Source organism: Haliscomenobacter sp. (assembly GCF_040403615.1).
Lineage (GTDB): Bacteria > Bacteroidota > Bacteroidia > Chitinophagales > Saprospiraceae > Haliscomenobacter.
Map to the genome: position 1 here is coordinate 1 of NZ_JBBAKG010000080.1, position 13,562 is coordinate 13,562.

Sequence of the window (13,562 nt, forward strand, 5' to 3'; positions counted from 1 at the left end):
TGGACGCCCTTTCGCGGCACTTCAACATCCACAACTCGGCACGCCACCGCGCCATGGGTGATGTACAAGCTACCATCAAAGTGCTGGAATACATCCTTCAACACGATGACAATCGCGAGAAGGCAGACCTGTTGATCAATCTGGGCATCCGAGAGGCCATGTTGCCCAATAACCTGAACTTGGAAATCATCCATAAACTCCCCGAGGCTTGCGGGGTTTATTATTTCCACAACGAACAAGGCGAAGTGATTTATGTCGGTAAGAGCATCAACATTCAAAAGCGCATCGCCGAACATTTTGCCGACAAAACCGAAAAAGCCAAGAAGCTCCAGGAACATGTATACGACATCAGCTACGAACTAACCGGCAGTGAATTGTTGGCTTTGCTGCACGAATCTTTTGAAATCAAGCGTCTTTTGCCAGGCATCAATCGAGCTCAGCGCACGCGTCGCTTTCCTTATATGGTTCATACCTACCTCAATACCGAGGGTTATCTGTGTTTTGGGGTAGCAGAAACGACGGTAAATGTCCACAAAAAAAAGGACATTTTAGCAGAATTCCCTAAAATTTCTTCCGCAAAAGGGCGGCTCATTTCGGCCAGAGAAAGATTTGGCTTGTGTGAAAAACTACTGGGCTTGAGTCCCAACACTGGCCCTTGTTTTCATTTTCATTTGCAGCAATGCACCGGCGCATGCGTAAGCAAAGAACCGCCGGAAGTGTACAATGAACGGGCTCAACAAGCCAAAGAATACATGTGTCAGATATTCGACCACAATTTTTTCGTGCTCGATCAGGGCCGCGAAGAAGAAGAATCAGCTGTGATCCTGGTTGAAAACGGCCACTTGCAAGGATATGGGTACATCGAACGTGGCGAAGCTGCCGATTCCGATGCACTTCGCAATGCGGTAAAACCGGTAACCGGAAATGCCGAAACCAATCGAATAATTGCACGGTTTTTGAGTGAAAATCCTAAGATACAGGTGATTAAGTTTTAGGTTTTGGGCTCACACAATTTTACTAAATTAAGGTAAAATGGTGTGAACCCAAAATCCACTATTCCTTCGACACCACATCCCCTGAGCCCGACACTTTCGAACTCATTCTGGGGCGGCCTTTGTAATATACATCTCCTGAGCCGCTGATGCGTACCTCCAAATTTTCGGTGCTGTGAATCGAGGCGTTGCCCGAGCCAGAAATTTGCACGGTGGCTGCTTCTACCTGAACCCCCATTGCAGAAATATCTCCCGAACCGCTGATGGCAATGCCAATGGATTTGGCGCTGCCTTTCAGGTTCATGTTACCCGATCCGCTGATTTTTGCTTCAACTTCAGTTGCTTCAAAATCCAGATTCAAATTGCCGGAACCGCTTACTCCCAAGGCCAGATTGCCCAGGTTTTTAAAAGGAGTTTCGCCTTTAATGTCTCCAGATCCGCTGAGTTTAACCGCATTCAATTTTGGAACGGTGATGTACACATTGAATTTATCGTAGCGGCCAACATTTTCGGTGAAGCGGATTTTCCATTGCTTGTCTACAACTTCTTTGGAAAGCAAACTGATCAGGTTTTCGTGTGATTCTACTTCGATTTTTTGCTCGTTGCCTTGGCGAACGAACACATTGCCCGAAAAAGTGAGGCTGAATCCTTCGAAGTCAGCAAGGTTGAGGGTTTTGCGTACAACCGGGCCTTTACCCTGTACGCCATTGCCCCAGCTCCAGTTTTGGGCTGACAGGGACAAAGTCAAGAGTAAAAACGAAAAAAGGGCGATGGCTTTGCTGAAATGTTTCATTGAAATGTGCTTTTTAGAGGTTAGAGAGTCGTCAGTCCACCGCAAATGCCGGTATGAACCAACGTTTCCCTTTAGATGCTAAAAAGGACGAGGGCTACCTATTCAAGGTTGCTTTTTTTTCAAAGTTTATTTTTTCCCTTCAGGCGAAGGAAATATGGTGCCTTATGCGCTGCACCTTTAATACAAAATATTGCATTAATTCTACATTAAACTATAGCAGCTTCGCTGGTATAATTTTTTCACCACCTAAGAGTCACCTTAGAATCTAAACTGTATCCTTAGGTGACTCTTAGGTGGTGAAAAAAATACAACAGCTAAGGTGTCTATCTGAGTTAGTTAGGCACTTTGGTTGGATTCAGCAGGTCATAAAACTGATCCAGTTTAGGCAGAATGATGATGCGGGTGCGGCGGTTGGTAGAACGGCCTTCTTCGGTATCGTTTTTCACCAGCGCGTTAAACTCCCCACGGCCTGCGGCGATCAAACGATTGGGATCAACATTGTGGTTTTTTTGCAAAGCACGAACTACTGCTGTTGCACGTTTTACGCTCAGGTCCCAGTTGTCGTCCAAACAAGCCGTTTTGATTGGTTTGTTGTCGGTGTACCCTTCTACCATCACTTCCAGGTCAGGGCGAGAAAGGATGATTTTGGCAATTTTCCCCAAAACGTCATTGGCTTTAGTATTGATCACGGCGCTTCCAGATTGGAATAGCATTTTGTCGGACAAGTTGACGAAAACAACCGTTTTGTCCACTTTTACATCCACATCCTTATCGTCCAGTCCTTCTTTCAATACACCTTTGAGGTTTACTGACAATGCCAAATTGATGGAGTCAGCACGGGTACGGGCAGCCTGTAGAAGCTGAATGTACTTATCTTTTTTCTCCAATTGGGACAAAGTCTCCTTGATGTTGTCGTTGGCAGACTTTGACAAGGTGGTCAGGTCGGTCACCGTGTTCAGTTGCTTTTCGCGCATGTTCTTCAAGTCATTGATTTGAGCTTTGAGGTCATTGATTTGTTCCTCCCGCAATTGGAGGGTGCTTAGGTTGGTGCGAATATCTCCACCCAGGCGTTCTTTGTCTTTTTCACAAGCGGCAAGGCGACTCATGTATTCGTTGAGGCTGACCCCGAGCTTGCCCAAATCTTTGTTGGCGGCATCCAACTGTGATTTTAGGTCGGTTTGCATCGCGAGGTACTGTTTCTTCATCACACAGGAAGAGAGAGAAAAACAGATGGCGCAAAAAACGATAAGTTTTGCTAATGATTTCATTGCGTATTGGTTTGTTTTGAATTGGTTTGTTTTGAATTGGTTTGAAGTAGATTTTTGATCAACGTATTCAGACAAATATTTGTTCTTGCCTTGATTCGTCATTTGAGAGGGGATCTTGATTTTCGTGGACAAGATATGTAAAAGAATCAAATCTTAATGCTACAGTGAGGTTGCAGGATTTAGGAACGGAAATAAAAAAGTTCTTGGTAAACACAAGGGCTAATTTGCCTATTCTGCAGCTTTAAGCTCATTTACCAGTTCGGTCATCATTTTTTTGGCATCTCCAAACAGCATCCGGGTTTTGGGGGAATAAAACAGTTCATTTTCAATGCCTGCATAACCTGAGCGCATGCTGCGTTTCATCACAATGACATTCGCAGCATCCTCCACATCCAAAATGGGCATGCCGTAAATGGGTGAAGTAGGATCGTTTTTTGCTGCAGGGTTGACTACATCATTGGCCCCCACCACCAATACAACATCGGTGATTTTAAATTCTGGGTTGACGGCTTCCATTTCCACCAGCTTATCGTAGCTCACATTGCTTTCTGCTAAAAGAATGTTCATGTGTCCGGGCATCCGACCCGCCACGGGGTGAATCGCATACTTAACGTCTACCCCTTCGCCTTCCAGGTAAGATTCCAGTTCGTGGCAAACGTGTTGGGCTTGGGCAACAGCCAAACCATAGCCTGGTACTACAATGACTTTTTTGCTGTATTTCATCAAGATTGCGGCATCAGATGCATTTACTTCCTTGATTAAACCTGTAACCGTTTTGGCCGGCCCAGCAGCAGCAACCCCACCGAAATTACCCAATAATACATTGGTTAGTGAACGGTTCATTGCCCTACACATCACCACTGTAAGCAAGGTTCCGGCACTCCCCACCAGAATACCGCCAAAAAGCATCACCTTGTTGTCGTACAAGAAGCCTCCGAAAGCAGTAGCTACCCCGGTAAAGGAATTGAGCAAGGAAATAACCACTGGCATGTCAGCCCCCCCAATTGGGAACACAAATAACAAGCCATATACAACACTCAAACCCAAGATCAGGTAAATGAAATCAGGGTTGGTCAAAAATCCACTTGCCATGCCCACTATCAACGCAACGATGGACAGGAGCACCACCATGTTTACCACTTGTTGGGCAGGAACATGGATGTCTTTGATTTTTTCTTCCAGCTTGCCAAATGCGATCATTGAACCCGAAAAAGAGACCGTACCGATGACCAACCCCAACAGCAAAATCACCACCCGAGTGGCCGACGCGCTGTCTGCATGGTGCAAATAGTGATCGTATTCAACTATCGAAATCAGTGCTGCGCAAGCACCGCCCATCCCGTTGAAGAAAGAAACCATCTGTGGCATTTGGGTCATTTGTACACGTTTGGCCATTAATGTCCCCACGATGGTACCGATGATTAATGCACCGAAAATCCAGGGATAGTTTTTCAGCATTACGGTATCATTCAGGAAAATAGTACCGAGAATAGAGGCGGTCATGCCTATGGCGGCAATGAGATTGCCTCGACGAGCCGTGCTGGGTTTACCCAACTGCTTGATCCCAAAAACAAAGCTGAAGGCAGAAAGGATGTAGATGAAATCGAGAATAAATGTCTTCACGGCTGTTATTTTTTCTTTTTAAACATTTCCAACATACGGTCGGTCACTACAAAACCACCTACTACATTGAGCGTACCTAAACATACTGCGATGAATCCCAGAATGGTGGCAAATAGGTTTTCTGCCTGCCCCATCACGATGATGGCGCCAATAATAATCACCCCGTGAATGGCATTGGCACCGCTCATCAAGGGAGTATGCAGTACGGAAGGAACTTTTTCAATCAGCTCAATGCCGACGAAGATCATCAAAACGACCAAGTAGATCATCAGTTGATTCTCAGATACAAATTGAAATATAGCTTGCATGAGGAGCATTATTTTAGGATTTCAATATTTGACCGTCCCGGCAGATCAGCGTTCCGGCGGTTATTTCATCGCTCATGTCCCATTTGAATCCTTCGCTTGTGGCCAAATGGTTTACAAAAGCAAAAATATTTTTGGCATAGCTTTCGCTGGCATTGGGTGCGAGCATCGAAGGCAGATTGGAATAGCCTACAATCTTGACACCGTGTTTGACCACTGCTTTATCCAGCTCGCTCAGTTCACAGTTGCCCCCTTGTTCAACAGCCATATCGACAATGACGCTGCCCAATTTCATGACTTTCACCATTTCTTCGGTTACCAGTACAGGTGCTTTGCGACCCGGAACCTGAGCCGTTGTAATGACCAAATCGGCGGTAGCCAAATGCTTTTTCAGGATTTCTCGCTGGCGGGTCAGCACGTCTTCACCCGCTTCTTTGACGTAACCTCCTTCAATTTTGACGCCTTCGCCCATGTCAAAAGAGATGAATTTGCCGCCCAAAGACTCGACTTCTTCCTTGGTCTGAGGCCGTATGTCGGTCACTTCTACAACTGCACCCAAACGGCGTGCGGTGCCAATGGCCTGCAAACCTGCAACCCCGGCGCCAAAGATGAGTACTTTAGCTGGAGTAATCGTACCTGCGGCAGTCATCAACATCGGGAAAATCTTGCCGGACTCATTGGCGCCAATGATCACTGCTTTGTACCCGGCCAAATTGGCCTGGGAACTCAAAGCATCCATGGTTTGAGCGCGGGAAATCCTGGGAATGGCATCCATACTGAACAAGGATACCTGGCGGGCGTTGATTTTTTCAACCAAAGTCGGATTGGTCAAATGGTAAACGAAAGAAATGAGGACGCAACCTGCTTTGAGTTTCTCCATTTCTTCCTCATTGGGCGGGTTTACCTTACAGAGCACATCTGCGGTACTGTTGACTTCTTTTGCAGAGGAAAGCACCACAGCACCCGCCTCGACATACGCCTCATCAGAAAAGAAAGAATTGAGACCGGCACCGCTTTCGATGACACACTCAAATCCATTCTTAATCAATTGTTTGCATACAGTTGGCGAAAGAGCTACCCGGTTTTCATCTGGCCTAGTTTCTTTTATTGCACCTATTTTCATGGTAGTAAAAAGAGTTTGATTAGGATCAGAGTTGAATTGTTTGTTCTACTGGGATCAAGGACGACAAATCTACGTTTTAGGGAAATATAATTGGGTAAATCAATGGTAATATATTCAAATATTTTTCACCATTCGATTTTTTCCAACAAAACGACAATTACTCGAGCGTAAAAATAAATCAATAAAGAGAAGTCTTACTGATGCAAAAATCAAAGGGCATTGGTGTCTTTTGTCACCAATGCCCTTTGATATAAACTTAAATGGAAAAAAACTTAGTATGACGCAAAAAATTCCTTAGCCCTCGAAGTGGACAGATATGGTAAAAGTACGCGACAAGAGTTTTTCCAACACGGTAGATTCTTGCAACGCAGGGTTGTATATCAAGGTATTGCCAATGCCGTGGGAAATTTTCAACTCTGGAGAAAAGATGAAAAATGGAAAAAAGAACTGTAACCCAGCACCGTATTCAAACTGAAAGTCAGAAGGAGAAATGCGCACCAGGGTTTCTGCTTGTTTGGAACGCGAATCACTCGCAACGTCAAAAGAATACTTGACTCCTGCGATTACAAAAGCGCGCTTGTCGTGAAAAGGAGCCGATTTATAGCGCACTTGAAAAGGCATTTCTACAAATACAGATTCCACCGATCTTTTACTGAAACTGCGGAAGCGACTGATTTTGTTGTAGTCGATGTTGCGCTCGGCAAACGACAAGGTAGGCAAAAACCTAAAATCGAAATAATCGCCCATTTTCAAGTTGGCCACAATGCCCAGGTTGAACCCAGGACCAGTCACTGATTGAACCGCACTGATGCTGTCGTTCATCAAAAACTCTTTGGATCGAAAGGGCTTGAAATTGGAGGAGTTGATTCCCAGAGTAATCCCAAAATAATATGGTTTCTGGTTGAAATCCAGGAAATTGGGATTCCCCCGGTATTTCTGTGCTTGTAAGCTTGAAGTGGCCAAAACCATGGCAAATGCTACTTGAACCCAACGTAAATGGAACAAACGCCTAATGTTAATGCTGTGCATCGGTTAGATTTAAATCCGGTTTTCTCAAATATGTTCAGGAGCTCTTGTCCTTCGGGAAATACCTGTACCGATTCGTACAAATAAGCATAGGCCCGTTGGTCATTGGAGGTAAAACGCCCAATTAGTGGCAACAGGTATTTGAAGTAGCTGTTAAAAATCTGCTTGAACGGAAAAAGTTTGGGTCTGGAGAATTCCAACACCACAATTTTGCCGCCAGGCTTGAGTACCCGGTACATTTCTGCAAGTCCTTTTCTGAGGTCTTCAAAATTGCGGACACCAAAGGCGGCAGTCACTGCATCGAATTGATTATCTGGGAAATGCAAATCTTGTGAGTCGCCATCTTCCAGTCGAATCACAGCTCCCAATCCTTTGTCTTTTATTTTGACCCGTCCGATCTCCAGCATTTTTGGCGCAATATCGACGCCAATCACTTCGACAGCTTGCATTTTCTGCGCCATGGATATGGCCAAATCCGCGGTACCCGTAGCGATATCGAGGATGAACTTGGGCTGAACTTTGGCCACCTCGGCAATGGCCTTGCGCCGCCATCCGCGATCGATACCCAATGACAAAAAGTGGTTGAGGAAATCGTAATAAGGAGCTATCCGATCAAACATCACTGAAACCTGCTTGGTTTTGGATTCTTGCTCGTTGTAAGGGGTGATCTGCTGACCCATGTTGAAAAATTTGTGCAAAATTAAGCGGGATTTCGATTAATCCCAATTTGTTTGCAAGGAGAACCCAAAAAGAGGGAATAAGTTTTAAATCCATTGACTTAAAAGAAGAAGGGGAAACCAGGGTAATACGTTTACGAAACCTTGGAGGTTTCGTAAACGTTCAACTTATTCGCATGAAGAAGCTGTTGCAATTCGAATTGTGGTAGCTACCTTTACAATCAGAATAAACTTATGAAAACAGCAGTTCTGATCATCGACGATGAAGTCAAATTGCGAAGCCTGTTGGCCAGGCTCTTGAGACTGGAAAACTACGAGGTAAGTGAAGCAGGAGATTGCCAAAGCGGCCTCAAACTGCTCACCCAACAGCCTTTTCCAGTAGTGCTTTGCGACGTCAAGCTCCCCGATGGCAATGGCGTAAAATTGACTGCCGAAATCAAACAAAAGTACCCCGATACCGAAGTCATTCTCCTCACCGCGTTTGGCAACATCCCCGATGGCGTCAAGGCCATCAAAAACGGCGCATTCGATTACCTCGTCAAAGGAGATGACAACAACCGCATAATCAGTTTATTGGCACAGGCCAGTGAAAAGGCCGAGAAAGCCTTTCAGCAAAAGTCCTCTATGCTTTCACTGTCCGGCGACAATAAAGGATTTCGAGGCATTATCGGACAATCCACGGCCATCAAACGAGCCATCGAACTGGCCCAAAAAGTAGCCCCAACCGATGCCAGCGTGCTGCTCACCGGCGAAACGGGTACAGGCAAAGACGTTTTTGCACAAGCCATTCACCAGGCCAGCAGCCGTTGTGACAAAGCTTATGTAGCCCTGAATTGTGCAGCATTTTCTCGCGAAATCATTGAAAGTGAATTATTTGGCCATAAGGCCGGGGCTTTTACCGGCGCCATCAAAGACAAAAAAGGCCTGTTGGAAGAAGCCCATGGTGGTACCTTATTTTTGGATGAAATTGGAGAGATGCCCCCAGAGTTGCAAACCAAATTGCTGCGGGTGCTTGAAAATGGTGAATACCACAAAGTAGGACACACCAAAACCCAAAAGGTAGACGTGCGGATCATTGCTGCGACCAATCGCAACCTGCAACAGGACAGCAGCAGCGACCAATTTCGCCTCGATTTGTATTATCGCCTGGCCACCTTCACCATTCATTTGCCATCACTCAATGAGCGGGTGGAAGACATTCCTTTATTGGCCGATCATTTTATTGAGCAGTTTTCAACCCGGTTGAACAAAATAATCACCGGAATGTGCGCTGATTTTATTCAATTGCTCCAACAACATACCTGGCGGGGAAACATTCGCGAGTTGCGCAATTTGTTGGAACGCGCCTGTATTTTAAGTGAACATTCAGTTCTGGAAGTGGAAAACCTGCCCTGGGATTTTCATCAAAATTTACAACATTCCTCCGAAGGTCTTTTCTCCCTCCGCGACATGGAAAAACGCCACATTTCCCGCATGCTGGAACACACCCAAGGCAACAAAACCCGCAGCGCTGAGTTGCTGGGAATTGGCCTGACTACCCTGTACGCCAAAATCAAAGAATACAGTTTGTAAAAAAGAAAAAACTCAGCAAGACCTCCTCCTACCCTACCATTTCCGAAATCCGTTTTCCATTTCTGCATGGTTTTAGAGGTAAAGCATTTCCTAAAACGACTTATCTTCCTGATAACCAATTAAATTTTAGCTCACCTTTTTTTAGGCACAAGATTTGGCATATGCTTGGTACATCAAAAAACCAAACGTATGCAAACACTCATTGCCGCAGCTTTACTACTCTTGGGCTTACTCTGTTTTGCCTTCTTTTATTGGATTACCAATCGCTTTGACAAAATCTAAACGCACCATGTTCACAGCACTCTTCATCCTTTGTGTGGTCGTATTTGGGTACTTGATTTATGTACTCCTTCGACCCGAAAAATTTTAATCCTCAATTATGAATACCAACCTTACAGGAGTTGTAGCCATGCTGGTGCTGACCATCATTATGGCCATTCCACTCGGTCGTTACATGGCCAAGGTGTACCAGGGCGAACGCGTTTGGACAGATTTCCTCAGTCCATTGGAGCGTTTGTTGTACCGCCTGGGTGGCATTAATCCAGCAGAAGAAATGACTTGGCAACGTTTTTTGCGTGCCTTGCTCACCATCAACATGCTCTGGCTGGTCTATGGTTTCATCATGCTTTTTTACCAGGGAATTTTGCCGCTCAACCCGGATGGCAACCCGGGCATGACGCCTGATTTGACCTTCAACACGGTGATCAGTTTTGTGGTCAATTGCAACTTGCAACACTACTCTGGCGAATCGGGCATGACCTATCTGACCCAGTTGGGCGTAGTCATGTACTTCCAATTTGTGAGTGCGGCTACGGGTATGGCAGCGCTGGCAGGCGTTTACAAAGCCATGCAAGAAAAACAGTCCAGTACCATTGGCAACTTTTACGTGTATTTCATTCAAAGCATCACCCGCGTATTGTTGCCCTTATCGATTGTGCTTGCCCTGTTCCTGATCATTGGGGGTACTCCGATGACCTTTGAGGGGAAAATTCCATTGACGACTCTTCAAGGAGCCGAACAAAACATTTCCCAAGGCCCAGCTGCTGCCATGATCGCCATCAAGCAGTTGGGAACCAATGGCGGTGGTTTTTTTGGCGTCAACTCGGCGCATCCGCTGGAAAATCCCAATTACCTGACCAACATGCTCAGTACCATGGCCATTCTGCTCATACCTATGTCGATGGTTTTTGCGCTGGGATTTTACCTCAAACGCCGCCGTTTGGCCTGGACGATATTTGGGGTCATGTCGATAGGTTTTCTAGTGTTTGTGGTCAGTACCGTTATCGCTGAAACGGCTGGTAATCCTGCCATTGCAGACATGGGCATCCAACAACAGCTCGGCAGCATGGAGGGCAAAGAAATTCGCATCGGTGCTGAAGCCTCGGCCTTTTGGGGCATTGCCACTACCGCTACCTCCAATGGATCAGTCAATGCCATGCACGACAGCATGACCCCCATCAGTGGGTTCTTGCAACTGTTGGACATGATGATCAACGCACTCTACGGTGGCGTCGGCGTAGGCTTGCTCAATTACTACATCTTCATCATCATTGCAGTGTTCATCAGCGGCCTGATGGTAGGTAGAACGCCAGAATTGTTGGGTAAAAAAGTGGAAATCCGGGAGATGAAAATCGCCACCTTGATTACCCTATTGCATCCCTTCCTGATTTTGGTGGGTACGGCATTGAGCAGCTATTTGCTGGTGCATCATGCGGATATCGCCTGGGTTGTAAAACCAGGTAATTGGCTCAACAACCCCGGCAACCACGGTTTCAGTGAAATGTTGTACGAGTACACCTCCTCTTCTGCCAACAACGGCAGTGGTTTTGAGGGTTTAGGCGACAACAATTTCTTCTGGAATGTAAGTTGCGGCATCGTCCTTATTTTGAGTCGATTCATCCCCATCATTGGTCCAGTGGCGATCGCAGGGCTGTTGGCACAAAAGCAGTACATCCCCGAAAGTTCGGGAACGCTGCGGGTCGATACGGGTACCTTCGGAGTCATGACGTTTGCGGTAATCTTTATCGTAGCGGCCTTGTCTTTCTTCCCTGCACTGGCTTTGGGGCCATTGGCAGAGTATTTTTCATATTAATATGACGCAAAAAATCAGGAAACTAATTTTTTTCTGCTCTAATAAGCCAAGCATATGTCTAAGCAAAAAAGTTCCTCACTCTTTGCCGCAGCGCTAGTGCGACCAGCTTTGGTTGAAGCGTTCCGCAAATTGAACCCGGCGATACTGTACCGAAATCCGGTCATGTTCACGGTGGAGATCGGCACGGTGATCATGTTGATCATGTGCCTTTACACCCTGATCAGTGGCGACAGCACTCAGGGCAGCATCGCTTATAATCTGGTGGTTTTCGTGGTGCTTTTGCTCACGGTCTTGTTTGCCAATTTTGCGGAAGCCATTGCCGAAGCCCGCGGAAAAGCCCAGGCGGAATCCTTGCGCAAAACCCGCGAAGATACGCCAGCCAAGGTGATTCGGAATGGCAACATTGAGTTGCTCAGTTCAGCTGCGCTCAAAAAAGGCGACATCTTTATTTGTGAAACGGGGGACACCATCCCCATGGATGGAGAAATCATTGAAGGTCTTGCGACCATTGATGAGTCGGCCATCACAGGTGAATCTGCTCCAGTGATCCGGGAAGCAGGTGGCGACAAAAGCAGCGTCACTGGTGGTACCAAAGTGCTTTCTGACAAAATTAAAGTCCAGGTCACTACTCAGCCAGGCGAGTCCTTTTTGGACAAAATGATCGCTTTGGTGGAAGGGGCTTCCCGCCAAAAAACACCCAATGAAATTGCACTGACCGTGCTTTTGGCAGGGTTCACCCTCATCTTCACTATGGTTTGCGTGACCCTCAAGCCATTTGCGGATTACTCCAACACGCCCATTACGGTGGCAGCGTTTGTGTCTTTGTTTGTTTGTTTGATTCCTACTACTATCGGCGGGCTCTTGTCGGCCATCGGGGTAGCAGGGATGGACAGGGCCTTGCGGGCCAACGTCATTACCAAGTCGGGTAAAGCAGTGGAAACAGCTGGCGACATTGATGTACTCCTTTTGGACAAAACGGGTACCATCACCATTGGCAACCGCAAAGCTACGCGCTTTTATCCTGCACCAGGCGTAAGTGAAAGCAGTTTCATTCAGGCCTGCGTGCTGAGTTCCCTCGCCGATGATACCCCAGAAGGCAAAAGTATCCTGGAGTTGGCGGGTGAAAGCGTGGTTAGAAACGCCTCGATTGAAGGGGCTACCCTGATCAAGTTTACCGCTGAGACCAGAACCAGTGGCGTGATTCTGGCCGATAAAACCGACATCCGCAAAGGAGCGCAGGATGCCATCTTGCGGATTGCCCAACAAGCAGGAAATGCCTTTCCAGCCGAAACAACGCAAGCTGTAAAAGACATTTCCAACAATGGAGGCACACCCTTGGTGGTGGCTCAAAATGGCACAGTACTTGGGGTTATCGAACTGCAAGACATCATCAAACCTGGCATTAGTGAACGTTTTGAGCGCCTGCGCCGCATGGGGGTCAAAACCGTGATGGTCACTGGTGACAACCCCTTAACTGCCAAATACATCGCCGAAAAAGCCGGAGTAGACGATTACATCGCCGAAGCAAAACCGGAAGACAAACTGGCTTACATCCGCCGCGAACAAAGCGCAGGTTTTCTGGTGGCCATGATGGGCGACGGTACCAATGATGCCCCTGCCCTTGCTCAGGCTGACGTAGGCGTAGCCATGAACAGTGGTACCCAAGCCGCTAAAGAAGCCGGCAACATGGTAGACCTCGACAATGATCCGACCAAACTGATTGAGGTAATCGAAATCGGCAAACAATTGTTGATTACCCGGGGTACTTTGACCACTTTCAGTATTGCCAATGATGTGGCGAAATATTTTGCCATTGTACCTGCTTTGTTTATGGTCTCGATTCCGGCCTTGCAATCGCTTAACATCATGAAACTGAGCAGTCCCGAAAGTGCCATCATCTCCGCAGTCATTTTCAACGCAATCATCATTCCGATGCTGATTCCATTGGCTTTACGCGGGGTGGCTTATCGGCCAATTGGGGCAGCGGCATTGTTGCGGCGTAATTTACTGGTGTACGGTTTGGGGGGCGTGATCTTGCCTTTCATCGGCATTAAATTGATTGACATCCTGATTTCTGTTTGGTTTTAAATT

General features: G+C 46.6%; 12 protein-coding genes. 5 read left to right on the plus strand and 7 right to left on the minus strand.

Annotated features, from left to right (window positions below; all coding sequences use genetic code 11):
• The coding region (locus tag ABW391_RS21055) for a GIY-YIG nuclease family protein (RefSeq protein WP_353483890.1) at positions 1-995 on the plus strand (995 nt) is incomplete at its 5' end.
• A 58-nt stretch (positions 996-1,053) separates the two neighbouring features.
• Here the strand turns inward: ABW391_RS21055 and ABW391_RS21060 are convergent.
• The 7 genes from ABW391_RS21060 to ubiE form a co-directional block, all read right to left on the minus strand.
• Positions 1,054-1,785, minus strand: a complete 732-nt coding sequence (locus ABW391_RS21060; RefSeq protein ID WP_353483891.1) for a head GIN domain-containing protein — start codon at positions 1,783-1,785, stop codon at positions 1,054-1,056.
• Between the two features lie 332 nt (positions 1,786-2,117).
• On the minus strand, positions 2,118-3,053 hold the full coding sequence (locus ABW391_RS21065) for an OmpA family protein (RefSeq protein WP_353483892.1): 936 nt from the start codon (positions 3,051-3,053) through the stop codon (positions 2,118-2,120).
• A gap of 228 nt (positions 3,054-3,281) precedes the next feature.
• Positions 3,282-4,676 carry an NAD(P)(+) transhydrogenase (Re/Si-specific) subunit beta gene (locus tag ABW391_RS21070; protein ID WP_353483893.1) on the minus strand — a complete coding sequence of 465 codons (1,395 nt, stop codon included), beginning with the start codon at positions 4,674-4,676 and terminating at the stop codon, positions 3,282-3,284.
• 5 nt (positions 4,677-4,681) lie between these two features.
• Entirely contained in the window at positions 4,682-4,984 is a 303-nt protein-coding gene (locus tag ABW391_RS21075; protein WP_353483894.1) for an NAD(P) transhydrogenase subunit alpha part 2, read from the minus strand.
• Positions 4,985-4,997: 13 nt separating this feature from the next.
• Entirely contained in the window at positions 4,998-6,104 is a 1,107-nt protein-coding gene (locus ABW391_RS21080; protein ID WP_353483895.1) for a Re/Si-specific NAD(P)(+) transhydrogenase subunit alpha, read from the minus strand.
• A 294-nt stretch (positions 6,105-6,398) separates the two neighbouring features.
• Positions 6,399-7,133 carry a type IX secretion/gliding motility protein PorT/SprT gene (gene porT, locus ABW391_RS21085; protein ID WP_353483896.1) on the minus strand — a complete coding sequence of 245 codons (735 nt, stop codon included), beginning with the start codon at positions 7,131-7,133 and terminating at the stop codon, positions 6,399-6,401.
• Positions 7,082-7,810: a bifunctional demethylmenaquinone methyltransferase/2-methoxy-6-polyprenyl-1,4-benzoquinol methylase UbiE gene (ubiE, locus tag ABW391_RS21090; RefSeq protein ID WP_353483897.1), complete on the minus strand. Its 729-nt coding sequence runs from the start codon at positions 7,808-7,810 to the stop codon at positions 7,082-7,084. Before ubiE ends, porT begins: the two co-directional genes overlap by 52 nt.
• Before the next feature lie 231 nt (positions 7,811-8,041).
• Here ubiE and ABW391_RS21095 point away from each other — a divergent pair, with 231 nt between their 5' ends.
• The 4 genes from ABW391_RS21095 to kdpB all read left to right on the plus strand — a co-directional run bounded on the left by ABW391_RS21095 (position 8,042) and on the right by kdpB (position 13,559).
• On the plus strand, positions 8,042-9,379 hold the full coding sequence (locus ABW391_RS21095; protein ID WP_353483898.1) for a sigma-54-dependent transcriptional regulator: 1,338 nt from the start codon (positions 8,042-8,044) through the stop codon (positions 9,377-9,379).
• Positions 9,380-9,668: 289 nt separating this feature from the next.
• Complete coding sequence (kdpF, locus tag ABW391_RS21100) at positions 9,669-9,749, plus strand: K(+)-transporting ATPase subunit F (RefSeq protein ID WP_353483917.1); 81 nt, start codon at positions 9,669-9,671, stop codon at positions 9,747-9,749.
• 9 nt (positions 9,750-9,758) lie between these two features.
• On the plus strand, positions 9,759-11,471 hold the full coding sequence (gene kdpA / locus ABW391_RS21105) for a potassium-transporting ATPase subunit KdpA (protein WP_353483899.1): 1,713 nt from the start codon (positions 9,759-9,761) through the stop codon (positions 11,469-11,471).
• A gap of 54 nt (positions 11,472-11,525) precedes the next feature.
• Positions 11,526-13,559 (plus strand): potassium-transporting ATPase subunit KdpB, encoded by a 2,034-nt coding sequence (gene kdpB, locus ABW391_RS21110; RefSeq protein WP_353483900.1) that lies wholly within the window; start codon positions 11,526-11,528, stop codon positions 13,557-13,559.
• Positions 13,560-13,562: the final 3 nt, after the last annotated feature.

What these genes read in the sequence shown, in the direction of transcription:
- ABW391_RS21060 (WP_353483891.1), bottom strand. Translation starts at nt 1,785, where the DNA reads ATGAAACATTTCAGCAAAGCCATCGCCCTTTTTTCGTTTTTACTCTTG.
- ABW391_RS21065 (WP_353483892.1), bottom strand. Translation starts at nt 3,053, where the DNA reads ATGAAATCATTAGCAAAACTTATCGTTTTTTGCGCCATCTGTTTTTCT.
- ABW391_RS21075 (WP_353483894.1), bottom strand. Translation starts at nt 4,984, where the DNA reads ATGCAAGCTATATTTCAATTTGTATCTGAGAATCAACTGATGATCTAC.
- ABW391_RS21080 (WP_353483895.1), bottom strand. Translation starts at nt 6,104, where the DNA reads ATGAAAATAGGTGCAATAAAAGAAACTAGGCCAGATGAAAACCGGGTA.
- porT (WP_353483896.1), bottom strand. Translation starts at nt 7,133, where the DNA reads ATGCACAGCATTAACATTAGGCGTTTGTTCCATTTACGTTGGGTTCAA.
- ubiE (WP_353483897.1), bottom strand. Translation starts at nt 7,810, where the DNA reads ATGGGTCAGCAGATCACCCCTTACAACGAGCAAGAATCCAAAACCAAG.
- ABW391_RS21095 (WP_353483898.1), top strand. Translation starts at nt 8,042, where the DNA reads ATGAAAACAGCAGTTCTGATCATCGACGATGAAGTCAAATTGCGAAGC.
- kdpF (WP_353483917.1), top strand. Translation starts at nt 9,669, where the DNA reads ATGTTCACAGCACTCTTCATCCTTTGTGTGGTCGTATTTGGGTACTTG.
- kdpA (WP_353483899.1), top strand. Translation starts at nt 9,759, where the DNA reads ATGAATACCAACCTTACAGGAGTTGTAGCCATGCTGGTGCTGACCATC.
- kdpB (WP_353483900.1), top strand. Translation starts at nt 11,526, where the DNA reads ATGTCTAAGCAAAAAAGTTCCTCACTCTTTGCCGCAGCGCTAGTGCGA.